We start from the raw sequence: 23,724 nt of genomic DNA on the forward strand, positions 1-23,724 counted from the left end.
AATTTGGCATGAATAATCCACATGCCGTCTTCGTCCTGAAACCAGTACAGCTCGCGGGCCAGTTCGCGCATGGTTTCAGCATCCAGCTCCGGCGGCGGCGCGTCACTGTCAGCCTGCTCGCCCGACACTCCGGCAGCCGCAACCTCCTCCGGCCCCCATTCCAGAAGTTCCCCCATCCCCGGCTCCGCCACTGGTTCATACCTGCTCACCAGCTTTTCCAGATGCCCGGCGCTGTTCTGCTGTGCCAGGTGCACCATGAAGCCCTCATTCTCCGGCGTGGCCGCACGGGTGATCGCACGCACCTTGGAATAGGAAATGCCGCCCTCCGAAAAGGCTTCATTGACCTCGGGCAGCACTTCCAGTTGCCGCGCCACCCGCACCTTCTCCCGCGCGGCCCCCAGCGTAATCCCGCAATGGGCCACCAGCCAGTGGGCACAGGAACGCATTGTTCCCTGCTCGCGCCAACCACCACAGCGATCGAACTCCGCTATCAACCGCAACAAGCGGTGATTCGCTGCATTGATCTGTGCTGAGAGGAGAGTGATCGCCTGACCCAGCTGTGCCCCGGTCAGCCGCTGGGGCCAATCTTCCACAATCGCCGGTATGCCCATGAGAAGGCTCCAATGCTGTATGTATAACCAGTATTTTAGCCAAGCCGGACTGCCACCCCAAGAAACGCGTTCCATCAAATTCGGCCACCCTGCGATCGGGATATCAACCAAAAGCGGCCCAAGCCTCCCAGCCACTCCTCTCCCCAATCATTGCCTCAATTCCGCCAAGGTCAGATAACTGCCTGACGCCCGAGGTGACGCGTTGCCTCGCCGGGTGGGGCACCTTATGATGAGCTGCTCGATTGCGTTGCCCACCATAAGGATTCCACCATGCCACACCCCGCGATAACTGCTGAAACCTACCCCCACAAGCCGGCCATTATCATGGGTGGCTCCGGCGAGATGGTCACCTATGCTGAACTCGACGAGCGCAGCAACCAGGCGGCGCAGCTGTTTCGCTCGCTGGGCCTGAACAAGGGCGACCATATTGGCATGATGCTGCTGAACTGCCGCCAGTTCCTGGAGATCTGCTGGGGCGCGCAGCGGGCAGGCCTGATTTTTACCCCCATCAGCACCCACCTGAAGCGCGATGAAACCGCCTATATTCTCGAAAATTGCGGCGCCAAGCTGTTTATCGCCTCCCATGGCCTGGCCGGCGTGGCCGAAGAGGTGCTGACTGCCGCTAAGGGGACCATCCGCCACTTCTACATGGTTGACGGGATAATCGACGGCTTTGAGTCCTGGGATGACAGCGCCGGCCTGCAGCCCGCCGAGCGCATCGCCGACGAGGCCAACGGGGTACCGATGCTGTATTCATCCGGCACCACCGGCAAGCCCAAGGGCGTGTTCCTGCCGCCCGCCGACGATGACGTCAATACCCCGCACCCACTGGCGGGCAGTCTGGGGGCCGCCTTTGGCTTCAGCGAGGAAACGGTCTACCTGTCACCGGCGCCGCTCTACCACGCCGCACCCCTGCACTACAATATGATGACCCTGTACCAGGGCGGCACTACCGTGGTGATGGAGAAATTCGAACCCGAGGCCGCGCTGGCGCTGATTGAGGAGCACCGGGCGACCCACAGCCAGTGGGTGCCGATCATGTTTGTACGCATGCTCAAGCTGCCGGAAGAGGTGCGCAGCAAGTACGACGTCAGCAGCATGCAGTTCGCCATCCATGCCGCGGCCCCGTGCCCGATCGAGGTAAAAGAGAAGATGATCGAGTGGTGGGGTGAGGTCATCGTCGAGTACTACGCCGCCAGCGAGGGCATCGGCATCACCATTATCGACTCCGCCAACTGGCTGACCCACAAGGGCTCCGTGGGTCCCTCCCTGCTGGGCGATATCCATATTCTCGATGACGACGGCAATGAGCTGCCGCCCGGCGAGATCGGCACGGTGTATTTCAGTGGCGAACAGGCCCAGTTCAAGTATCACAACGAACCCGACAAGACCTCCGAAGCCTTTAACGAACACGGCTGGGCGACCACCGGCGATGTCGGCTACCTCGACCGGGACGGCTTCCTGTACCTGACCGATCGCAAGCATTTCATGATCATCAGTGGCGGCGTCAACATCTACCCGCAGGAGATCGAGAACCTGCTGATCACCCACGACAAGGTGGCGGACGTGGCCGTGTTCGGCATCCCCAACGAAGAGTTCGGGGAGGAGGTCAAGGCGGTGATCCAGCCGCTGAACTGGGCCGATTCCACCGACGAGGTCGCCATTGAAATCATGGAGTGGTTGCGCGAGCGCATCTCCCATATCAAGCTGCCGCGATCGCTGGATTTCCACCAGGAGCTGCCGCGAATGGACAACGGTAAAATGTACAAGCGGCATCTGGCGGACGCCTACCGGGGTGCCACCCGCACGGACGAAAAGGGTGACACGATCGACCCCGGCAAGCGCTCCCCGGAAGAGTAATGTAGCGGCCTGCAGCCGCAGTCACCGCGAGTGCAGGCAGTCAGCGGCGTCAACGCCCGGCGATTTCCTGCCCGGGCTGAACGCTGCGGCCCGTCCTGCTGGCGTGCATTTCCTCAAGACCCAAATGACCCACGCGGCTCACCGCGTTATCCATTGCTGTCTCCAGGCAGGCCTTGCGGTCCCTGTTCATCGCGGCGTTGCGGATGTCCGCCCGCGGTGCACATACGGTGGTGGTTGCCTGGGCCAGGCGCAGGTAAAGCTGATCCAGGCCCGCGGGCCGGTTCAGGTCAAGATCCGCCCAGGTGACCGTCGCTGAGCGCTCAGAGCGCCCTGCAGCGGGAAAGCGCAGGGAGCTGACCCTGGTTTCCCCGGCGGAGGGTTGCTCCAACCTGCGGCCGTAGTCGTCCGCGACGACTGTGGGGCTGGTGACCAGTGGCAGGGCTAACGCCAGTGACAGGATCGCGGTGGCACCCAGGGGTACTTTCGTGGGGTTCTCATTTTTTACAGTGTTCATGATGTGTTCCTCGCTCGTTTGGCTTTCGCTAGCGGACTTTCTGCCGGGCGGTTTGCCCGGTTGTGCAGCCCGGAGCCAAGTGCAGCACAGGCGGTGACGCAGCGCCGGATGGTGCTGTGATTTAACTCGGAGGAAGCTGTGATTTCTCTGTGATGGAACTGTGAGGGTAGTGAAATCAATGGCTTGAGAGCGAATTGGGGGCCTCACCGGGGCCGCCTGGGGGCTGGCGCCTGCCTGCAGGCACGACTATTCTGAGCAATGTTACTGCAGGTGTGCAGCAGGACAGGTGACATGGCCCGGCAATTGCGTTTCGGTGCCTGGAGTTTTTGCCCCGACACCCGGGTGCTGGAGCGGGGTGGACAGACTTTTGTCCTGGAACCCAGAGTTGCAGCATTGCTGGAACATTTTCTGGCCAATCCCGGCGAAGTCCTCAGCCACGACCAGCTGATCGCGGTGGTATGGCACGATCGCGTGGTATCCCCACCGCGCTGCCCTACACCCTGGCGGTGCTGCCCTTCGTTGACCTCAGTGAGGCGCCGGGCAACGCCTATCTGGCCGACGGTCTGGCGGAAGAGCTGCTGGCCCTGCTCGGCCGTTTCAGCGCTTTTCGGGTGCCCGCGTCCAGTTCTTCGTTCCAGTTTCGCGATCAACGCTACAGTCCGCAGGAGGTCGGGGAAGCCCTGGGCGTGCGCTATCTGGTAGAGGGCAGCGTTCGCCGCGAGGCAGACCAGGTGCGCATCAATGTTCGCCTGGTCGAAGCCAGCACGGGCTTCCAGCTCTGGTCGGAGAACTTCAGTCGCAGCGTCTCGGGCCTGTTTGCGCTGCAGGCAGATATTGCCGCCCAGGTGGCGCGGGCGCTGCAGGTGGTGCTGGTGGAGCCAGAGCCATTGTTTGGCCGGGCCCTGGAGAGTGCCGGGCCCGCCGGGGCCGAAGCCTATCTTGAGTACCTGCAGGCCCGGCAGTTGATGGCCAGTTGGGGCACAGCTGATGTGCAGGCGGCCATCGGCCACCTGCAGAACGCCATTTCCCTGGCGCCGGATTTCGCCCCGGCCTACACGCGTCTGGCGGAAGCGATGATGATGCAGGCCAATGATCGGGGTAGTGCAGAACTGGAGTGTATCCGCGGCACAGCGCTGGCCCTGGTTGAGAAATCCATGGCACTGGATCCGCAACTGGGTGAGGTGTATGCGCTGCGCGCCCGGGCGCGGCCGGATGGGGAGGAGGCGCTGATGGAGCAGGACCTGCGCCAGAGCATTGCGCTCAGCCCGAGCTATACCCCGGCCTATGAATTGCTCGCAAATTTGATGTTCCAGGCCGGGCGGCGGGATGAGGCTCTGCTGCTGATAGACCAGGCCCGCTCCCTAGACCCTCTATGGCCCCGTGGCCACTACGCCAAGGCGCTGATGATGCTGGACAGCTGTGACCTCGAGCAGGCGGCGGAGCTTGCCCGTGAGGCGCTGCGGGTCAACCCGCGCTTTCGCTCCGGGCTGGTCATGCTGGGGGGTATCGCCGGCTGGCGGGGGGAATTGGCCGACGGAGTTCGCCTGGGGGAAGAGGCGCTGGCCCTGGATCCCCGTGCCGACTGGGTGCGGGAGCGGCTGCACATCGCTTACCTGGATCTGGGAGAACTGGCGGCAGCCCGTGAGGTGGCCGGCGACAGCTTCAAAGCCCGCTGGCGGGAACAGCATTTTCTCGGTAATCACGCCGCGGCCGGAGAGATGATCTATGGGGTCGACCCCGCCACAATCGAGGGTAGTTTTAGCCTTTGGGCACAGACCAACTCAGTCCTTACCGCAGCGATGGTCAGCGGTGATTACGCCCGCGCCCGCCGCTATCTCGGCGAGCGCTTCAACTATGAAGGTGGCTTGCCGCAAGCTATAGACCCCTTCGATCGCTATCACCTGCTGCACCTGGTGCTGGTCTGGTACGGGCCGCGCTACGACGCTGAGGCCCACGCGTTGATCGGCCGCCTGTGGACAGAATTAAACGCGACGCCGCGAGCGTCCCGGGGTTGCATACCTGGCTACCAGGCTCTGGCCCACGCCCTCGCCGGTGTGAGTCTGGGACTCAATGATGAAGCAATTGCGGTGTTGGAGGACGCAGTTGTCAATGGCGGCATCTTTGCCGGTTGGCACTGGATCATCGCCAACCACCCCGGATTTGTTCCGCTTTTGCAGGAACCCCGGCTGCAGCAGCTGCTCCGGGAGCGGCAGGCTCAGGTGGCCGAACAGCGGGAGGTTTTGGCACGGATGCGCGCCGAGGGTGTGGTGCCAGTGCGTGAGGGCAGGGACGCTGCCGCCGACAGCGTCAGGCGGAGGGAGTTACGCCCAGGGGTTCGGTGACGGCTCGCTGTTGCCGCAGCGGCAGATAGTAGGCAGGCAGAATAAAAAGGGTAAACAGGGTCCCGACCAGCATGCCGGCGGTGATCACCAGGCCGATGCTGAAGCGGCTGTTGGCGCCGGCGCCGGTGGCGATCACCAGCGGCAAGACCCCGAGCACGGTGGCGAAGGTGGTCATCAGGATGGGGCGCAGGCGCAGGGCGGCCGCTTCCAGTACCGCATCCCGGTGGCTCCTGCCATCCTGGCGCAGATTGTTGGCGAACTCCACGATCAGAATTCCGTGCTTGCTGATCAGACCAATCAGGGTTAGAAGCCCGATCTGGGTATAGATGTTGAGGGTGGCGAAACCGAGAGCCAGCGGGACCGTTGCGCCAAAAATGGACAGCGGCACGCCTACCAGCACCACCAGCGGGTCGCGGAAGCTGTTGAACTGGGCTGACAGGACCAGAAAAATCAGGATCAGGGCCAGGGTGAACAGCAGCGGGAAGGAGGCGCTTTCCTCAACGAAGCGCCGGGAGCCCCCGGTGTAGCCCGCGCGGAAACCGCTGGGGGCAATTTCCTGCAGCTCTTCCTGCAGGAAGGCGAGCCCGTCGCCCAGTGAGTTTGGCGGCATCATCATGCCTTGGATGGTGGTGCTGTTGAGCTGCTGGAACTGGCTCAGCTCGTTGGGTTCGACCCGCGAGTCAAGCGTCACCAGCGCGGACAGGGGTACCAGTTCGTCGCTGGCGGTGCGCAGGTAATACTGCTCCAGCGCCTCCCGGGTGAGGCGGAAGTCGCGGCCAGCCTGGGGTATCACCTTGTAGCTGCGGCCGTCCAGTTCAAAGCGGTTGATTTCCGCCTCGCCCAGCATTACGGCCAGGGTCTGGCCGATTTCCTCCATGGAAATTCCCAGGCGCGAGGCCAGCGGCCGGTCTATTCGCACTTCGATCTCGGGCCGGTCCAGGGCCAGGGTCTGGTTGACGAAGATGAATAGCCCCGACTCGCGTGCCGCTGCCAGCAGATTCACGCCGACCTGATGCACCTCGCTGTGATCGGCCGTGGATGCCACCACGAAGCTGACGGGCAGCCCGGCATCCGAGCCGGGCAGCGCCGGCGTCCCGAAGGAAAAGGCTTCCAGGCCCGCGATGCTGCCCAGCCGCTGCTGAAATTCCGCCTGAACCTCCTGCTGGGTGCGCTCGCGCTCGCTCCAGTGTGTCAGGGTGAGGCCGCCGAAGTTGAAATCCGGAGCGACTGCCTGCCAGGAGTGGCTGACCTCTGGGATTTCGCGCCAGATATCCACCACCTGATCCAGGAAGCGGTTGATATATTCAAGGTTGGCGTAGCGCGGCGTACTGGCGACGACATAGAGAGCGCCGGTGTCCTCTTCCGGCGCCAGCTCTTCGCGCGCCAGCGAAAAAAGCACCGGCAGGCTGGCGATGAGCACCATGCTGAACATCAGCACGGCGCCGCGGTTGTCCAGGCAGTGCGCGAGCAGGCGCTGATAGGCCAGGGTAAAGCGCTCGAAATGATGATCCAGCCAGTTGGCAAAGCGCCCCTGGTGGGCCTGGTCCTTGAGCAGCCGCGAACACATCATCGGGCTCAGGGTCAGGGCGATGATACCCGAGACCAGCACGGCACCGGCCAGGGTGAGGGCAAATTCGCTGAACAGGGTACCGGTCAGGCCGCCGATAAAGGCGATGGGCGCATAGACCGCGGCCAGGGTCAGGGTCATCGCCACCACCGGCCAGGCGACCTCGCGCGCGCCCTGAATGGCGGCTGCCGTCGGCGGCATGCCGTGCTCTATGTGACGGTGCACATTTTCCACTACGACAATGGCATCATCGACCACCAGGCCGATGGCAATCACCATGGCCAGCAGGGTCAGCAGATTGAGTGAAAAGCCGAGGCTGAAGATCAGGAACACCACGCCAATCAGGGACAGCGGAATGGCCACCAGCGGTATCAGCACTACGCGCAGGGAGCCCAGGAACAGGTAGATCACCAGAATCACAATCAGCACCGCTTCCAGCAGAGTGTTGCGCACTTCCGTGAGCGCCGCATCAATGGCGATGGTGCCGTCCCAATCCAGGTAGAGCTCCAGATCGGCAGGCAATGCCGCGGTGATCGCGGGCAAGGCGCCGTGCACCGCTGCGCTCACCGCCAGCGGGTTGGCGTCAGGGGTAGTGGTAATGGAGATGAACGTAGCCTCCCGGCCGCTGGAGAGGGTCTGGAACTGGCTGTTTTCTTCGGCCAGTTCAATCTCGGCGACATCCCCGAGTGTCACCTGGCGGTCGCCCTGCCTAAACACAGTCAGCGCAGCAAATTCTGCCGGCGTTTGCAGGTCAGTGCGCGGATCCACCGTCGCCCGGACCAGCTCGCTTTCCGTGCTGCCTGCCGTGGCTATGAAATTGTCCCGGCTGATAGTCGCATGCACATCGGCGGCGGTCACGCCGTGGGCGGCCATGCGCTGCGGGTCCAGCCAGATCCGCATGGCCGGAAACCTGCCGCCGAGAATCTCGGCGGTGCCGACGCCCTCGAGCGTCGCCAGCTCCGGCTGCACGCTGCGCGCGAGGTAATCGGATATTTCCGCCGTGGTCATCTGCTCGCTGTAGAACGCGAGGTAGATCAGGGCGTCGCCGCCGCCACCGGTAGTCACCACCGGGTCGTATACCTCCCGGGGCAGCTGGAAACGTGCTTCATTGACCTTGGCGATCACTTCGGTGAGGACGTCGCTGCTGTTCTCGCCCAGGCGTACGTGCACGCTGATTTCCGAGTTGCCCGGGTTGCTGGTCGAGGTCATGTACTCGACCCCGCGGGCGCCGGCAATGGTGGTCTGCAATGGCGTGGTGACAAAGCCCTGTACGGAGCGGGCGCTGGCACCGGGATACACAGTGACCACCCGGATAACGCTGCGTTCAAGTTCGGGAAATTCCCGAATCGGCGTTCTGCCGGCCGCCGCGATGCCGAGCAACAGGATCAGCGCGCTGACCACCAGGGCCAGCACCGGGCGCTGGATAAAGGTATCGGTGAAGCGCACCTCAGGCTCCTGTTGCGTCGTGGCCGATCACAGCGGTGCGTTCTCGTCTATCTGTACGCTGGCGCCGCGGTACAGCTTGTTCTGGCCCGCGGTCACAATTCGCTCCCCGGGCGCCAGACCTTCAACAATGGCGATCCGGCCGTTGGCTGCCGCGCCGATGCGCACGACCCGGGGCTGTACCTGCAGCCCGCCTTCTTCGCCCGTCTCGATCACGAACACGGTGTCGCCGCTGGTGGAGTAGGTGATGGCGGTCTCCGGCACGCTGATCCGCGCTTCGGTCCGGTCCAGGTCGATACTGATTCTCGCGAACATCCCAGGCAGCAGGCCTGCACCTTCCTTCAGCTCTGCCCGCAACAGCAGGCTGCGGGTATCCGCATCCACCAGCGAGTCCAGCGCAGTGAGGGTTGCATCGAACAGGCGCTGCTCAAAGCCCGGTACGGCAATACTGACCCGCAGGCCGGGCCGCAGCAGCGGTGCGAAGCGGGCGGGCACGGCAAAATCCACCTCCAGCGTAGTCAGGTCCTGCAGGCTCGCAACCCGGGTGCCGGCTTCAACGTAGTCGCCAACCCGGGCATTGACGATACCAACGGTGCCGGCAAAGGGCGCCCGCAGCTGCTTGTTGGCCAGCACGGCCTCGGTTTCCGCCAGTTGCGCCTCGGCCACTTCCAGGTCTGCCCGGGAGCGGTCGAACTGGGTCTGGGGAATGGACTTTTGCTCCAGCAAACGGGCGTCGCGCTCAAACAGCAGCCGGGCCAGGTCGACGGCCGCCCGCTGGCGTTCGCGGCTGGCCTGCTCCGCGCGGTCGTTCAGCTGCAGCAGCAGTTCGCCGGCTGCCACCCGATCCCCGGAGCGGACCGCGATCGACGTGACTTCGCCGCTCTCCTCGCTGCTGAGCTCGACCCCACGCGCTGCGCGGATGCTTCCGGTCGCGGTCAGCGTCTCCGGCCACAGGCTTTCCTCTGCAGCCGCTGCGGCCACGGTGACCGGCGGCTGGCTGAAACCCTGATTGGCGAAGCCGGAGAATTGTTGATAGAGATAGGCGGCGATCGCGCCGAATATCAGCAACAACATGGCGATGGCTATGAGGTAAGCGCGCAAAACGGGTCTCTTCTTTTTTTTTGATGCCGGCGACGGAATGGGAACAGGCCAACGGCTGATGTTTTGATGGGTAGCAGTTTAGGGGCTTTGGCCCACGCTTGCACCGACAGAAATTGTAACAATGACCGACTCGGAACCGCGCCAGCCCTGCCTTGCTGTGGCCTGATTCAACCTGTGCCCGGGCCTGGGTTTCCAGTATGCTTGAACAAGGTGAAGTGGCAGAGAGGTCAGCCCGTGAGAACATCCCGCAAACTCGCCCAGCTGGAACGGCAAATGGCCGGCTGCAATTCCTACGACGAATGGCGCGAAGCGGCCCTGCAGCACGATGAACTGTCCGGCATGCGGCGCTGGCGCGAGGTCGACCAGACCCGCCAGTATGACTACAGCCAGATCCGGCTGCGCCTGGATCGGCTGCGCAGCCTGCGTTCGCGCCACGACTACCAGGGTCTGCTGTTCACCCTCAACGAGGGTATTCACGGCAACATGGGCGGGATGGGTCGCAGTACCCTGTACCAGCGTGCCAAGTTCGGAACCAAGCGCCTCATCGAGCAGTATATAGACGAAGTGGACGACTCGCTCCGATTCCTTGCCGAATTGAAGAGCGATGACGTTACGCTGCAACAGAAGCTGGACTTTTTCTACCGCGCAAATATCTGCTTCGGCCGCTCCGCCCTGATGTTGAGTGGTGGCGGGGTCCTCGGCTTCTATCATCTGGGTGTGGTGAAGACGCTGCTGGAGCAGAGTCTGCTGCCGCGGGTGATCTCCGGTTCCAGCGCCGGCTCGCTGGTGGCGGGCGTGGTAGGGACCCATACCGACGCCGAGCTGGAGCACTTCTTCGACCCGGACAACGTGCACTTTGAGGCCGAACGTGAAGCGAGCGTATTCTCACGCATGTTTTTTGGCCGCAACCCGCAGATCGATGTGCACGATCTCGAAAACATCATCGCCCGCCTGATCCCGGATATGACCTTCCAGGAAGCCTACGAAAAGACCGGGCGCCAGATCAGCGTTACCGTGGCGCCGGCGGAGACGCACCAGCGCTCCCGGCTGCTGAATGCCATTACCTCGCCCAACGTCTATGTGCGCTCGGCGGTAATGGCCTCCTGTGCGGTCCCCGGCGTCTTCCCACCGGTGATGCTGATGGCGAAAAATGTTCACGGCGAGCCCCAGCCCTACCTGCCGACCCGCAAATGGGTGGATGGTTCGATCGCCGATGACCTGCCGGCCAAGCGCCTGTCGCGTCTTTACAGCACCAACCATTACATTGTCAGTATGGTCAACCCGATCGCCACCCCGTTCCTGCACGGCAATCGCAGAACCAGCGGCCTGACCGCGGCCCTGGGCAGCCTCGGTGTCGGTATCGGCCGCGAGGTCCTGAATTTCTATCGTGGCATGGTGCAGAAAAAGGGCGACAACTGGCCGCGCTTCAACCTGTTGATGAACGGGATCCATTCCCTGTTGGACCAGGAATACAGCGGTGACATCAATATCGTCCCCAGTTTTCGCTGGTTCAATCCGGCGAAGATCCTGACCCATCTATCCGAGCAGGAGTTGATAGCGCTGATGCAGGGGGGGGAGCACTCCTGCTTCCCCAACGTCGAGACCATCCGCATCTGCACCAAGATCAGCCGTACCATGGAGGAACTTCTGCACCGCTTCGAGTACGGGGATCTCAGGCCCGGCCCGGAGGAGTACCGCCGTCCGCGGGCGTCCCGGCGCCGGCCGCCGCCCACTCGCGAAGATCGGGAGGCGCAGCGGGATATTATGCTCGGCGTTGCCGACAAGGCTGCCAAACCCCGCCCCCGCGCCAAGTCCAGTCGCAAACAGGTCAAGCCGGGGCGCTCACGGGGCGGTAGCAAGAAAGACGACGGCAGCAGCGGCGACCGGGCCGCAGCGGCCTGAAATCGCTGCCGGGGCAGCGTCCTAGCCGAGGGGCGTAGGGGGCAGGTCGGGCTTGGCGTAGGCCATGCGGCGCAGGCGCCGGGTACTGTAATAGCTGTCCAGGCCGCTCAAGGCGACCGTTCCCGCCGCGCAAATATCTACCGAGCCATCCTCGCCCAGGTGACCTTGCGGCACCTCCGCCAACACAATCTCCCCGATCAGGAAATGGGTGTCATTGATATCCAGTTGCCGATGCTCACGCAGTTCCAGACCCATGCGGATAGAGGCTTCCCGAACAAAGGGCGCGGCAAAGCCCTCCATCCAGTGTTCCCCCAGGCCGGTGGCCGCGAATTCCGACTGCTCCCGGGGGTAGCGCGCCGCGGTCTGGTGTGCTGCCTCGATAAACTGGTCGCTGACATGATTGATCGTGTAGCAACCGGTTTCGAGGATATTCTCAAGGGTGTGCCGCTCGACCGGGCTGGGGCGGACGATCAGCGCCAACAAGGGCGGGTGCGAGCCGAGATGGACCACAGAGCTGATGATAGCGAGGTTGGTTTGACCCTCGCGATTCGCCGTGCCCACCAGATTGGCCGGCTTGAAGCCGCTGAGGGAGTTGATCAGAGCGGCGCGATAGCGCGCTTCCAGGGCAGAGATTTCCGTGCTGGTGAAGAGCATGTTCGGTTTCACTCGATCAACTGCACCGCCAGCTGCGACAGTGGCCCGACAAGGTTGCCGCGGGCGTCCGCCTCCTCGCTGGAGGCGGTGCCGATCTGGGCTCGCTTCTTGATCCCCTGGACAATGGCCGCGAGCCGGAACAGGGAAAACACCAGATAGAAGTTCCAGTTTTCTATCCCCTGGCGGCCGGTGCGTTCGCAGTAGCGGGCGATGTATTCCTCGTCGCTGGGGATTCCCAGGGATTTGCGGTCAACCCCGGCGAGACCCTTCATGCTGCTGTCCCGTGGCAGCATCCAGGCCATGCACTGGTTGGCCAGGTCCGCCAGTGGGTGCCCCAGAGTGGACAGCTCCCAGTCCAGCAGGGCAATCACTCGCGGCTCGGTGGCGTGAAACATCATGTTGTCCAGGCGATAGTCGCCGTGCACCAGACTGACGGTGCCGTCGTCCTCTGGCATGTTGGCAGGCAGCCACTTGAGCAGGGTTTCCATGTCGGCTACGGTTTCAGTCTCCGAGGCCCGGTACTGTTTGGTCCAGCGGCCAAGCTGGCGTTCGAAGTAGTTGCCCGGCTTGCCGTAGTCCGCGAGGCCCACGGCCTCGACGTTGACATTGTGCAGTGCCGCCAGAGTCTGGTTCATGGAATCGTAAACTGCGCTGCGCTCGGCGTTGTCAGCGGCGTCGGGCAGTACCGGATCCCAGAGAATGCGGCCGTCCATGTATTCCATGACGTAGAATATGGAGCCTACGACTGATTCATCCTCACAGAGGACGTAGGTGCGGGGTACGGGTACGTCGCTGCCCTGCAAGGCAGAAATGACGCGGAATTCACGGTCTACCGCATGCGCGGAGGGCAGCAGTACGCCCGGTGGCTTGCGGCGCAGGACGTAGGAGTGGCCATTGGCGCTAAGCTTGAAGGTCGGGTTGGACTGGCCGCCGGGAAACTTCTCCGCCGTGAGTCCCTTGTCGATCCCGGGAATGTAATCTGCCAGGTAGGCGGCAAGCCGCTCCGTATCAATTAGCTGCGCGCTCATGCGGATCCTTGTATGTCAGAAAAAGTGGATGCATTAGTTTGTCGCCCTGGCCTCGAGGCGACAATGACGTGCCGCGACAAAAAACTTGACCCCAGGGCCCAGGTTGCCGACGGCGTTGAGCGGGCTGGCAGCTCAGGGTATGCTGCCGCTTCCGCGAATTCATAAGTCTAACAGAGGTCGAGTTGTGTACGAACACTTGAAGCAGGCATGGCAGCAACTGACAGCTCCCGGGCAATTCTTTGAGGTCACGACCATCGATGTCGACGGCGTGCCGATCCGCAGCTACAAACACGCCCCACCCTCTCTGCGCGAGATCTGGCTGAGCACGGTCGGGCACGGTGACAAGGATTACCTGGTATTTGCCGGCGAGCGTTGCAGTTACGCCCAGGCCCAGACTTTCACCGCCAGTATCGCCCACTGGCTGCACACGGAAGGGGTGAAGCCCGGGGATCGTGTCGCCATTGCCATGCGCAATTACCCCGAGTGGATGCTGGCCTACTGGGCCGTCACCTCCATGGGCGCGGTAGTGGTGGGCATGAACGCCTGGTGGGTCGCTCACGAAATGGAGTTTGCATTGGAAGACGCGGCACCGGTGGTGCTGATCTGTGACCGCGAGCGCCTGCAGCGCTTCGACGAGGTGCGCGACAGATTTCCGGCCATCAGGGTTGTGGCGGTGCGCCTGCAGGAAGATGCTCCGGCCTGGGTTACCGACTGGATGGAGTTGATCAATGCGGAGCCGGCCTTGCCGGCGGTCAGTATCGATCCCAACGACGACGCCTGCATTTTTTATACCTCCGGGACGACCGGGCGGCCCAAGGGCGCGCGCCTGACCCATCGCGGCTGTGTCGCCAATATCCTCAATGTCGGCTTTATCAATACGGTACAGCCCGTGGCCATGGCGCTGGCTCGAGGGGAGACGCCACCGGCTCTCGGTTCGACGCCGGCGCCCAACTCCCTGGTGGCAACGCCGCTGTTTCACGTCACCGCCAACAACTGCGTTGCCCACGCCACCACCGTGGCCGGCGGTAAACTGGTGCACATGTACAAATGGGATGCTGCAGAGGCGCTGCGCCTGATCGAGGAAGAGCGTATTACCACCTTCAACGGCGTGCCGATGATGGCCCGGGAAATTCTCATGCATCCGGATTTCGCCCGCCGCGACACCTCCTCCCTCACCGTGCTCGGCGGTGGCGGCGCCGCACTGCAGCCCGACCTGGTGGAAAAGATCCACCAGCGCTCGAAGTCCGCGCGGCCCAATACAGGTTATGGCATGACCGAAACCAGCGGCATCATCGCCGCGGTCTCGGCGGAGTTCTTTGTCGACAAGCCCGCCAGCGTGGGGCCCGCGATGCCTACCTTTGAAGCCAAGTGCGTCGGTGCCAGCGGGGAGGATCTCGGGGAAAATGCAATCGGTGAGCTGTGGGTGCGCGGCGCGCCGGTGATCAAGGGCTACCTCAACCGACCCGATGCCACCGCCGAAGCAATCACCGACGGCTGGTTACACACGGGCGACATCGCCTATATCGACGAGGAGGGGTTTATCTTCCTGGTTGATCGCGCCAAGGACATGGTGCTGCGGGGGGGTGAAAACATCTACTGCGCGGAAGTGGAAAACGCCCTGTTTGCCCATGAGGATGTGGCTGAGTGCGTGGTGTTTGCGGTTGCTGATGAACGCCTGGGGGAGGAGGTCGGCGCCGCCGTCTATCTGCGCCCCGACGCGACAGCCGACGCCAGCCACCTGCGGGCCCACTGCGCCGGCCTGCTGGCCCCCTACAAGGTGCCGCGCCATCTCTGGCTCCTGCCCGAGCCGCTGCCGCGCAATGCCAACGGCAAGTTTCTCAAGCGTGAGTTGCGGGAGTCCCTGCAGGTGTCCGACGCGCTCTGATCAGCTCTCGACGAAGGCCCGCTCGATCACGTAGTGGGCCGCGTTGCCGTGGCGGGATTCGCTAAAGCCGCGCTCATCCAGTAGCCGGGTCATGTCCTTGAGCATGCTGGGGCTGCCGCAAATCATGAAGCGGTCCCGCTCCGGGTCGATAGCCTCGAGGCCCAGATCCGCGGGCATTTTGCCGCTGGCCAGCAGATCTGTCAGGCGTCCGGTGTTGCGGTAGGCCTCCCGGGTCACCGTGGGGTAGTAACGGAGCTTTTGCCTGATTTCCTCGCCGAGGTATTCATGTTCCGGCAGTTCACGGGTGATGCTGTCCTGATAGGCCAGCTCGCTGGCGTGGCGGCAGCCGTGGGCGAGGATCACCTGATCAAAACGCTCGTAGATCGCGGGGTCCTTGATGATACTGAGAAAGGGAGCCAGCCCGGTGCCCGTACCCAGTAGATAGAGATTCCTGCCCGGCAGCAGGTTGTCCACGACCAGCGTCCCGGTAGCCTTGCTGTTGACCAGCAGTTCGTCGCCGACACGTATGTTCTGCAACTGCGAAGTGAGCGGGCCGTCAGCGACCTTGATGCTGAAGAACTCCAACTGGTCCTCGTAGTTCGCGCTGGCCATGCTGTAAGCCCGCAGCAGGGGCTTGCCCTCCCGTTCCAGCCCGATCATGGTGAAGTGGCCGTTCTCGAAGCGAAAGCCGGGGTTGCGTGTAGTCTTGAAGCTGAACAGATGATCGGTCCAATGGTGGACTTCAATCACCTGTTCGCGCAGCAGCGTTGCCATGGGGTGAACCTCGGGTGTGTGGGAAATCAGTTGGTGCATCTTAAGGCCCCGTTCTATATTGGTAAAATGGTTTTTATGAATATAATATATCGATTTAGAACATATAGGGATTGGCTTTGCGCTACACACTGAGACAGCTGGAAGTGTTCCAGGCCACCGCGCACTTTGAAAATGTCAGCCGCGCGGCCGCCAGCCTGGCAATGTCCCAGTCCGCAGCCAGTGGAGCACTGCGCGAACTGGAGCAGCAGTTTGCTGTGCAACTGTTTGATCGTATCGGCAAACGCCTGCGCCTGAGCGAATTCGGCCGCCAGCTGCGCCCGGCGGCGGAGGACCTGCTGGCCCGGGCCCGGGCGCTGGAGCAGTCCCTGTCCGGGGAGGAAGTCAGCGGCCGCCTGCAGGTCGGTGCCACATTGACCATCGGCAATTACCTGGCGGTGCCGATGATTGCGGACTTTCGCCAGCGTTATCCGGACGCCGACGTTGCCCTGACCGTGGCCAATACGGCGACGATCGCCGAGGGGGTGGCGAATTTCGAGCTCGATATCGGGCTGGTGGAAGGCGAGTTCGTGCACCAGGATTTGCAGAGCCAGCACTGGCAGGCGGATGAACTGGCTGTTTTCGCCGCGCCCGGTCACCCGCTGGCCCGGCGCCGTGCCCTGAGTGACCGGGACCTGCTGCAGCTGGACTGGATTGTACGTGAGCCGGGCTCGGGTACCCGCCAGACGTTTGAGCGCGCCATGCACGGCCTGCTGCCGGATCTGCGAATTGTGCTGGAACTGCAGCACACGGAAGCGATCAAGCGCGCCGTGGAAGCGGGCATGGGCGTGGGCTGCCTGTCCCGCATCAGTCTGGTGGACGCGTTCGCCCGCGGCTCCCTGGTCCCCCTGCGGGTGCCGGGCCGGGATTTTACCCGCCAGCTCAACATCGTTCTGCACCGCCACAAGTACCATACCGCAGTCCTCAGGCACTGGCTGCAGCTATGCCGGGAGCGAGCCGATTAACCCGTCGGCCGGATCAGGTTACACTGAGCGGTTATGACGATCTTCATTCCAACAGAGCAGACCAGCGCGGTGTTGCCCATCGGCCAGCCGCAGCGGGCGGAGGTGGTAGCCGCCACCGAAGCCTGGATTGAGCGGGCGGCGCAGATGCTGGCCCTGCCGCTGGCGCCGGTGCCGGTGCTGTTTGATCTCCGCGGTACCAGCGCGGGCATGTTCAGGGCCCGGGGCAGAGATTGCTGGATCCGCTTCAACCCCTGGATCTTCGCCAAACACTTCGAGGACAACCTGCACTTTACGGTGCCCCATGAAGTGGCGCACTACGCAGTTCACTGCCAGCGTCACCGGCGCCGGGTGCGGCCCCACGGCCCCGAGTGGCAGCGCGTGATGCGGGGCTTTGGTCTCCCCCCGGAGGTCACGTTCAAACTGGACCTGAGCGGAATCCCGGTCCGGCGGCAGCAACGTCATGCCTACCGCTGCGGCTGCCGCGACCACGCGGTGTCGACCGTGCGCCACAAGCGCATGCGCGAGGGTCGGGCCCGCTATCTGTGCCGCTATTGCGACGCGGCCCTGCTGCCCGTCGACTGAAGCGAGATTTTCAGGTATCCACAGCTAGCTCAACGCCGCTGAAGGTGTTGGCTTCGGCCTGGGTGTCCACAGCTGCAACAACCACCCGCTCGGGGTCTATTGCGCCCTCATTGACCAGGAAGCGCTCGCTGCTTGCGGCGCGTTCGCTGGCCAGCGCCTGCAGCGCACTGTCCGGCACCGGCCACTGGTCGCGCAGGATTCGAGCCTGCTGCAGCAACGAGGGTGCCGACTGCTCAGGGTCTTGCGCGGTGCCCGTATCCAGCGCGGCGTAACGTTCTGCAATTGCGCTTTTCCAGGCCTCGCTGCGCTGGCTGATGTCTTCTGTGGTCAGTCCCTGTTCCAGCAGGGTCTCCTGCAGCAACTGCTCCTGCAGGCGCGCCCGGTCAGTCTCCGGGTCTATCCGGCCACTGATAACCAGCCTCAGCGCCGGCCGCTGTTGCATGGCGGAGGCCAAATCGCGCAGCTTGGTCTGGCTGTGACTGTCGAGTTCACTGCCGCCGGCGGCGAAATCGACGGTCTGCAGATCCTCGCTGCTGCCAACCAGGCTGGCGAGCAAACTGAAGGGGGAGGTGATTGCCTTGGTTAGCAGGTTCACGAAGGCACCGGCGATAACGCTGCCGAGGCTGAATTTCGGGTTGTTGACGTCGCCGCTGACCGGAACTGCGAGGTCAATGACGCCCTTGCTGTCGGTCAGCAGGGCAATACCCAGCCGGAGCGGCAGATCGAGGGCCTTGTCGCTGGCTACCTGCTCGCCCAACTTGAGTTGCTCGATTACGATGCGGTTGTCGCCCTGCAGACGGTTGTTTTCCAGGCCATAACCCAGTTGCGCATTGAGCGTGCCGCGCTCAATGGCATAGCCGGCATAAGTCGCTGAGTAGGGCGTGAGGCGAGACATATCGAGACCGCGGAAATTCAGATCCAGATCCAGGGCCGGCGGCGACTGCAGGGGGCTGGCGGTGCCCGTCAGGGTAACCGGGGCGTAACCGTCGACCGAGCCTTTCAGGTCCACCTCCAGTGCTTCAGTGGGGTCGCTGTTCAAATTGGTGATGGTGCCGTCGAGCCCTCCAATGACGGTCCGGAACTGAATCGGCAGCGATTTGTCCTGAAAATCAAGGGCACTGTCGGCAATGAAGATTGCCGGAACGCTGAACTGCCACGGAGCCTGTTCCCCGGCACCGGCTTCAGGTTCGGCTTCCGCTGTTACTTCGGCTTCGGCTTCTGCTTCGGCTCCGGCCCCTGGTGCATCCTCCTCGGCCGCGCCGGCCTCCTCTTCCAGCAGGCGCTGGACATTGATGCTGCCATCTTCCTGGATGTGCAGGCGACCCTCGTAACCCTCCAGATGCAGTTCTGCCAGGTTGATGCTGCGTTCCTGCATGGCTACTGCCAGCCCCTTCCAGTGCAGGTTATCCCAGCGCGTCAGGGCGTCCTCGGCGCCCTGCAGGACCACGGCAAAGTCGGCCACAGCTCCGTCCACCGCCACTGTCGCGGGCTGAAATTCGGCCAGCGTGATGCGACCCGAGCTGCGCGCCTCGCCGCTGCTGATTTCGGCGCGCAGGATTGACGGCAGGTTGGGGCCAAACCAGGCCAGTGGCAGCCCCTCCAGGGCAAAGTCGAGTTCCGCGTTGCCGGCGCCCGGGTCCACGCTGCCCTCGACATCCAGGCTGGCGAGCTGGTTGATCTGCAGGGACAGGGTCAGGGGGCTGGCGCCCCGGGTAGGCCAGTGCAGATCGCGCAGCTCCGCGGTCAGCGGCCGGACCGTGAGCAGGCCCGGCTCGGTAAACTCGCTACGCCAGGCCACTTCACTGTTGCGCAGTTCAAACAGGCCCAGCTGCAAGCGCCAGGGGGAATCCGTGGCCGTTTCGCTTTCGTCTTCCGCTGCTGGCATTGCGAACAGTTCCGCCAGACTCACCTGGCCCCCCTCGCTCCAGCCGCGCAGGTTCAGGCCATCCGCTGTCATGCGCCCAAGACCGAGCATCTGCTGGCTGCCGTCAACGCTGATGTCGGCCAGTCTCAGGGTCGCCAGTGCCACTCCGGTATCCGGCAACCGCTCGCCGTCGCGAGGACTGATCCGGGTATCGATGAGCTCGATGTTGCCGTCGGTCACTGTGTAATCCAGAGTGTCCTGCCAGGAGGCGCTGTACTGCAGGGACAGGTTGAGACGGCTGCTGTCGAGTTCGAACGCGAGCCAGGGCTCGGCGAAGCGCCAGACCGGACGCAGGTCAATATCGTCCAGCTCCAGGCTGCCCGCGCTGCTCGCGGAAGCGATGGACAGATCCCCCTGCCACTGCAGCTGCCCGCCACCCTCGCCACGGGCCTGGAGGCGATAGGGTTGGCCCGCTTCAGCTACAGTGGAGAGGTCGGTGACTGCCAGTTGCAGGCCGTCCAGGTGGGTATTGTAGCCATCCGGATGCTGGTGGTCGCTGACTTCGATCCGCTCCGCGCTCAGCCGCAGGGCGCCGATGGCAAGCGCCGGTAGCTCACCGGAGCCGGTGTCCGTTGGGGGCTCCTCTTCTGCCTCAGGGGGCGATGCCAGCAGGTCGCTGATATTGAAACTGCCGTCGGCATTGCGCTGCAAGTGGAGGTAGAGCTCTTCCAGGGCCAAGGTATCGAGTGCCAGGCCCGGCTGGGTCAGGGTGGCAAGGGAAAGATTGACCTCGGCCCGGTCGAAATCCAGGAAGCGGCTGCCGTCCGGCTCGGCCAGGGCTCCCTTGCGAATTTCCAGCGCCAGGGTGAATGGGTTGAACAGAACCAGCTCCGCGGTGAGGTCGCGCCCCCAGTACTCTTTTGCCAGCCAGGGCGGCAGGAAATTCAGGGCCGGCAGCAGAATCAGGAAGGTAATGGCGAGATAGGCGGCGTAGGCGTAAACCAGGCCTCGAATCGCGGTTCGCACGGTGCAGTCTCCTTGCGCGTCAGTGGGCGGCTATCTCCTTACTATAGTCAAGTGGGCGCCCGCGGGCACCTGCACGGGCTCAGAGTCCCTTGCGATAGGTATACGGGGTGACGCCGGTCCAGCCCTTGAAGGCGCGGATGAAGGCGCTGGATTCGGAGAACCCCGAACGGCAGGCGATGTCCTCTATCGAAAGCCCCTGTTTGCCCAGAAAGTGGAGGGCCGTGTCACGCCGCAGCTGGTTCTTGATATCCTTGAAGGTGGTGCCTTCGGCGGACAGGCGTCTACGCAGGGTCTGCGGGTGGATCTCCAGGGATTCGGCCACGGCACCCAGCTCCGGCATCTCATGCAGGCTGTGGCGTACCTGGTCGCGGACCCGTGCGGTCCAGCTGTTGCGCTGAAAATCCTGGGTCAGCATCATCAGCACCGGATGCCGCAGATAGTGGCGCAGGCTCTGTTCGGTCTGGGTGATACGCTTGTCCATCAGGGCTGCCGAGAACACCAGTTCGCAGTACCCGGCGTCGAAGTGTACGGGGTTGGCGAGGAACATGTGCCGATAGTCCTCCGGCCGTGCCGCTGCAGGATAGGCCAGATTGACTGCCTGCAGCGGCAGGTGTTCCTGTACCAGCCAACTGCCAAAGCGGTGGGCATTGAATAGCATCAGTTCCACCGGGTACGGCTTTGGCGGTGCCTGTGCGCCCTGCTGCAATCGCAGCCGTACCTCGTCGGTTTCCTCGACCAACGCGGGGAAGGGTGCTGACTCAAACAGCTGGAAAAATCGGCAATAGCGATTGAGGGCCTGCCCCAGGGTTTCACAGCCGATGACCGCGTGGCACATCATCGACCAGGTGCCGATAGGAAGGCGCCGGCTGGTATAGCCAAGGGCCTCGTCGTTCATGGCCAACATGGTGCTGACCTGCAGGTCGGCGAAGCGTTCGATGGAAATGCGCGCGCCCTCTTCCAGCAGCAGGCGGGGGGAAATCCGGTTCTTGCGCAGCAGCTGCATCGGATCGAGGCCGATGGCTACGGTATTGCGCAGTACCGCGCGGGCAAAGTAGACCGATATCGAGAGTTCCCGCACTCAGCGCCCTGCCGTATTGCCGCTGAGTTGGATGGGACGGTGCTCCACTGCTGCCACCCGGTTGCGGCCGCCGCGCTTGGCCAGCTGCAGAGCCAGCCCGGCGTCCTTGCACAACCGGTCGAGACTCACCGCACCCAGCGCCTCGGCAACACCCAGACTGACCGTCACCGTCAGCGGCTGGTCGTCCACCTGCAGTGAAGCATCCGCAAGACGGTTGCGGATGCGTTCCGCCAGTTTCCGCGCTGCGGCCAGGTCCGAATTGGGCAGGATCACCAGAAAGGTATCGCCGTCATAGCGCGAGAGAACATCGCTGGCACGGCACTCGACTTCCAGGCACTGGGAGACCTGCTGCAACACCTTGTCCCCGGTGTCTGCGCCGAAGTGGTCGTTAAGCCGCTGCAGGTGGTCGACATTGAGCATCACCGCCGCGGTGGGCTGGTCGTGGCGGTCGGCGCTGGCAAGTGTTACGTGCAGGGCTTTTTCCAGCCCCCGTCTATTGAGCAGGCGGGTCAGGGGGTCCAGGGTTGTCAGGCGCAGCAGTTGCTGGCGCTGGTCGACCAATATGCTGGCCAGGAAGCCAATGCCCACCAGCGCATGAGCACCACTCTGCAGGGCATGGGCAGCCCCGGTGGCGGTAGCGGAGTCAACCCCGGCGGGGAACATGGTCAGGACAAAAGCCAGCATGGCTGCGGACATGGCCAGACCGCCGACCGCGACAATACCGTCACCTGCGTTGTGCGAACGCCAGCCCCGGGTACCGGAAATGGCGGCCAGCGCCATCCAGAACAGCGTCGTGGTGGCTGCATAGACCTGCAGCATGGGTGCCGGTTCGAGAAAGAATACTGCCAGGCAGGCCCCGGTGCAGCCGAGGCCCATGGCATAGCGGCCGCGGTGCATGTCCGAGCGCTGCATGATCGCCAGCAACAGCAGATAGCTGCTGATCATGGCCGCCACCGCGGGTACATTGACCGCCACCGAGAGGCTGGCGACTTCCGCCACCGTGAAAGCGATCCAGGCCAGCAGCGCGGTCATGAAATAGACGCTGTAGAACCCCAGCCCCGCTGGCGGCCGGGCAGCATTGCTCAGGGCATACAGGACTATCAACTGGGCACATACCAGGGCGCTGGCCAGGCCGTAGTGGGCGAAGAGGATAGTGTCGGTAAAACTGCTCTGCATCGGTGGTTACGGCTCTGGGTACTGGCCCTGTCAGTTTAGGTCAATTTATTTGTCGGCACGGGTCATTGCTGGTGCTGGCTCCGCTGAACATACTGGTGGATGTTGATTTTTATCCGTCAGAGGCAACTGCCATGCTGCAACGCGACTTTACCGACGAACAGAACATGTTCCGGGATGCTTATCGCAGATTCCTCGCTGCCGAGATTGTGCCACATATGGAGTCCTGGCGAGAGGCCGGAATCGTCGATCGTTCCGCTTTCCGCAAAGCCGGTGACCAGGGGTTCCTTATGGTCTGGCCGGAGGAGAAGTACGGCGGCATGGGAGATCCCGATTTCCGCTTTGAGCAGGTGATCATCGAGGAGACGGCCTACGCCAGGGCAGGGGACTGGTACAGTACCCTGCACAGCCGCCTGGTTGGCCCCTACTTTACCCGCTTCGGCAGCGAGGAGCAGTGTCAGCGCTTCCTGCCCGGCTGCGTCAGCGGCGAGACCATCCTGGCTATCGCCATGACCGAACCGGACGCCGGCAGCGACCTGGCCGGCATGCGCTCCACCGCGGTGGAAGCGGACGACCACTGGGTTGTGAACGGCTCCAAGACCTACATCTCCAATGGCATCAATGCCGACGTGGTGATCGTGGCGGCCAAGACCGACCCCGAGAACAACCCGCACCACATGACCCTGTTCATTGTCGAACGCGGCATGGAGGGCTTTGAACGCGGCCGCAACCTGAAGAAGATGGGGATGAAGGCCCAGGATACTTCCGAGCTGTTCTTCAGCGACGTCAAGGTGCCCAAGGCCAATGTGCTGGGCGAGCCCGGCAAAGGGTTTATTTACCTGATGGAAGGCCTGGCAGAGGAACGCCTGATTGGAGCCTGCGGCTATCTGTCCGCGGCCCAGCTTTCCTGGGACCTGACCGCCGATTTCGTGCGCGAGCGCAAAGTCTTTGGCAAGCCGCTGGCGGCCTTCCAGAATACCCAGTTCAAGCTGGCCGAGATGCGTACCCAGCTCGATATAGCACAAATTTATGTCGACCAGTGTGTGCGGGCGTTCAATAATGGCGCCCTGACAGCGGTGGATGCAGCCAAGGCCAAGCTGGTCACCAGCGAACTGCAGGTGGCTGCTGCGGACCTGGGGGTGCAGCTGCACGGCGGTGCCGGTTACATGGATGAGTATCCGATCAGCCGCCAGTGCACGGACGCCAAGGTCGCGACCATTTACGCAGGCAGTTCCGAGATCATGAAAATCATCATCAGCCGCGACTGTCTGTCGGACAAATACACAGCGTTCAACACGCGCAATTTCTGAACAACCGTA

General features: G+C 63.2%; 17 protein-coding genes. 7 read left to right on the top strand and 10 right to left on the bottom strand.

The window, feature by feature from the left end; translation table 11 throughout:
* The coding region (locus Q6D67_RS03080; protein WP_304704101.1) for a DUF222 domain-containing protein at positions 1–611 on the bottom strand (611 nt) is incomplete at its 3' end.
* Between the two features lie 270 nt (positions 612–881).
* Here Q6D67_RS03080 and Q6D67_RS03085 point away from each other — a divergent pair.
* Positions 882–2,471, top strand: a complete 1,590-nt coding sequence (locus tag Q6D67_RS03085; protein WP_304704103.1) for an acyl-CoA synthetase — start codon at positions 882–884, stop codon at positions 2,469–2,471.
* A 49-nt stretch (positions 2,472–2,520) separates the two neighbouring features.
* Here Q6D67_RS03085 and Q6D67_RS03090 read toward each other — a convergent pair whose 3' ends face one another.
* Entirely contained in the window at positions 2,521–2,985 is a 465-nt protein-coding gene (locus Q6D67_RS03090) for a UrcA family protein (protein ID WP_304704104.1), read from the bottom strand.
* Positions 2,986–3,443: 458 nt separating this feature from the next.
* On the opposite strand from Q6D67_RS03090, the gene Q6D67_RS03095 reads away from it, so the two are divergent.
* Positions 3,444–5,327 carry a hypothetical protein gene (locus Q6D67_RS03095; protein ID WP_304704106.1) on the top strand — a complete coding sequence of 628 codons (1,884 nt, stop codon included), beginning with the start codon at positions 3,444–3,446 and terminating at the stop codon, positions 5,325–5,327.
* Here Q6D67_RS03095 and Q6D67_RS03100 read toward each other — a convergent pair.
* On the bottom strand, positions 5,293–8,340 hold the full coding sequence (locus Q6D67_RS03100) for an efflux RND transporter permease subunit (RefSeq protein WP_304704108.1): 3,048 nt from the start codon (positions 8,338–8,340) through the stop codon (positions 5,293–5,295). The genes Q6D67_RS03095 and Q6D67_RS03100 overlap by 35 nt on opposite strands.
* 27 nt (positions 8,341–8,367) lie before the next feature.
* Positions 8,368–9,438, bottom strand: coding sequence for an efflux RND transporter periplasmic adaptor subunit (locus Q6D67_RS03105; RefSeq protein ID WP_304704109.1), 1,071 nt, complete (start codon positions 9,436–9,438; stop codon positions 8,368–8,370).
* A 234-nt stretch (positions 9,439–9,672) separates the two neighbouring features.
* Between Q6D67_RS03105 and Q6D67_RS03110 the strand changes: the two genes are divergently transcribed.
* On the top strand, positions 9,673–11,340 hold the full coding sequence (locus tag Q6D67_RS03110; RefSeq protein ID WP_304704110.1) for a DUF3336 domain-containing protein: 1,668 nt from the start codon (positions 9,673–9,675) through the stop codon (positions 11,338–11,340).
* 21 nt (positions 11,341–11,361) lie between these two features.
* Here the strand turns inward: Q6D67_RS03110 and Q6D67_RS03115 are convergent, their stop codons facing one another.
* Both Q6D67_RS03115 and Q6D67_RS03120 read right to left on the bottom strand, forming a co-directional pair.
* Entirely contained in the window at positions 11,362–11,994 is a 633-nt protein-coding gene (locus Q6D67_RS03115; RefSeq protein ID WP_304704111.1) for a flavin reductase family protein, read from the bottom strand.
* Positions 11,995–12,002: 8 nt separating this feature from the next.
* The gene (locus tag Q6D67_RS03120) at positions 12,003–13,022 is read right to left on the bottom strand and encodes a phosphotransferase family protein (RefSeq protein ID WP_304704113.1); all 1,020 of its coding nucleotides are present in this window, start codon (positions 13,020–13,022) and stop codon (positions 12,003–12,005) included.
* Positions 13,023–13,206: 184 nt separating this feature from the next.
* Here Q6D67_RS03120 and Q6D67_RS03125 point away from each other — a divergent pair, with 184 nt between their 5' ends.
* Complete coding sequence (locus tag Q6D67_RS03125; RefSeq protein WP_304704115.1) at positions 13,207–14,907, top strand: class I adenylate-forming enzyme family protein; 1,701 nt, start codon at positions 13,207–13,209, stop codon at positions 14,905–14,907.
* Here the strand turns inward: Q6D67_RS03125 and Q6D67_RS03130 are convergent, their stop codons facing one another.
* Positions 14,908–15,681 (bottom strand): ferredoxin--NADP reductase, encoded by a 774-nt coding sequence (locus tag Q6D67_RS03130; protein ID WP_304704319.1) that lies wholly within the window; start codon positions 15,679–15,681, stop codon positions 14,908–14,910.
* A gap of 116 nt (positions 15,682–15,797) precedes the next feature.
* Here Q6D67_RS03130 and Q6D67_RS03135 point away from each other — a divergent pair, with 116 nt between their 5' ends.
* Positions 15,798–16,682, top strand: a complete 885-nt coding sequence (locus Q6D67_RS03135; protein ID WP_304704117.1) for a LysR substrate-binding domain-containing protein — start codon at positions 15,798–15,800, stop codon at positions 16,680–16,682.
* A gap of 33 nt (positions 16,683–16,715) precedes the next feature.
* A complete protein-coding gene (locus Q6D67_RS03140; protein WP_304704118.1) occupies positions 16,716–17,264 on the top strand; it encodes a SprT-like domain-containing protein in 549 nt (182 codons plus the stop codon).
* A gap of 10 nt (positions 17,265–17,274) precedes the next feature.
* On the opposite strand, the gene Q6D67_RS03145 is transcribed toward Q6D67_RS03140, so the two are convergent.
* The 3 genes from Q6D67_RS03145 to Q6D67_RS03155 all read right to left on the bottom strand — a co-directional run bounded on the left by Q6D67_RS03145 (position 17,275) and on the right by Q6D67_RS03155 (position 22,408).
* Entirely contained in the window at positions 17,275–20,154 is a 2,880-nt protein-coding gene (locus Q6D67_RS03145; protein ID WP_304704119.1) for a DUF748 domain-containing protein, read from the bottom strand.
* 79 nt (positions 20,155–20,233) lie between these two features.
* Positions 20,234–21,232: an AraC family transcriptional regulator gene (locus tag Q6D67_RS03150; protein WP_304704120.1), complete on the bottom strand. Its 999-nt coding sequence runs from the start codon at positions 21,230–21,232 to the stop codon at positions 20,234–20,236.
* A complete protein-coding gene (locus Q6D67_RS03155) occupies positions 21,233–22,408 on the bottom strand; it encodes a GGDEF domain-containing protein (protein ID WP_304704121.1) in 1,176 nt (391 codons plus the stop codon). It abuts the gene before it with no gap.
* Between the two features lie 131 nt (positions 22,409–22,539).
* Between Q6D67_RS03155 and Q6D67_RS03160 the strand changes: the two genes are divergently transcribed.
* Positions 22,540–23,715, top strand: a complete 1,176-nt coding sequence (locus Q6D67_RS03160; RefSeq protein WP_304704122.1) for an acyl-CoA dehydrogenase family protein — start codon at positions 22,540–22,542, stop codon at positions 23,713–23,715.
* Positions 23,716–23,724 lie beyond the last annotated feature (9 nt).

The organism is Haliea sp. E1-2-M8 (assembly GCF_030649675.1).
GTDB lineage: Bacteria > Pseudomonadota > Gammaproteobacteria > Pseudomonadales > Halieaceae > Haliea.

What these genes read in the sequence shown, in the direction of transcription:
- Q6D67_RS03085 (WP_304704103.1), top strand. Translation starts at nt 882, where the DNA reads ATGCCACACCCCGCGATAACTGCTGAAACCTACCCCCACAAGCCGGCC.
- Q6D67_RS03090 (WP_304704104.1), bottom strand. Translation starts at nt 2,985, where the DNA reads ATGAACACTGTAAAAAATGAGAACCCCACGAAAGTACCCCTGGGTGCC.
- Q6D67_RS03095 (WP_304704106.1), top strand. Translation starts at nt 3,444, where the DNA reads ATGGCACGATCGCGTGGTATCCCCACCGCGCTGCCCTACACCCTGGCG.
- Q6D67_RS03115 (WP_304704111.1), bottom strand. Translation starts at nt 11,994, where the DNA reads ATGCTCTTCACCAGCACGGAAATCTCTGCCCTGGAAGCGCGCTATCGC.
- Q6D67_RS03120 (WP_304704113.1), bottom strand. Translation starts at nt 13,022, where the DNA reads ATGAGCGCGCAGCTAATTGATACGGAGCGGCTTGCCGCCTACCTGGCA.
- Q6D67_RS03130 (WP_304704319.1), bottom strand. Translation starts at nt 15,681, where the DNA reads ATGGCAACGCTGCTGCGCGAACAGGTGATTGAAGTCCACCATTGGACC.
- Q6D67_RS03140 (WP_304704118.1), top strand. Translation starts at nt 16,716, where the DNA reads ATGACGATCTTCATTCCAACAGAGCAGACCAGCGCGGTGTTGCCCATC.
- Q6D67_RS03155 (WP_304704121.1), bottom strand. Translation starts at nt 22,408, where the DNA reads ATGCAGAGCAGTTTTACCGACACTATCCTCTTCGCCCACTACGGCCTG.
- Q6D67_RS03160 (WP_304704122.1), top strand. Translation starts at nt 22,540, where the DNA reads ATGCTGCAACGCGACTTTACCGACGAACAGAACATGTTCCGGGATGCT.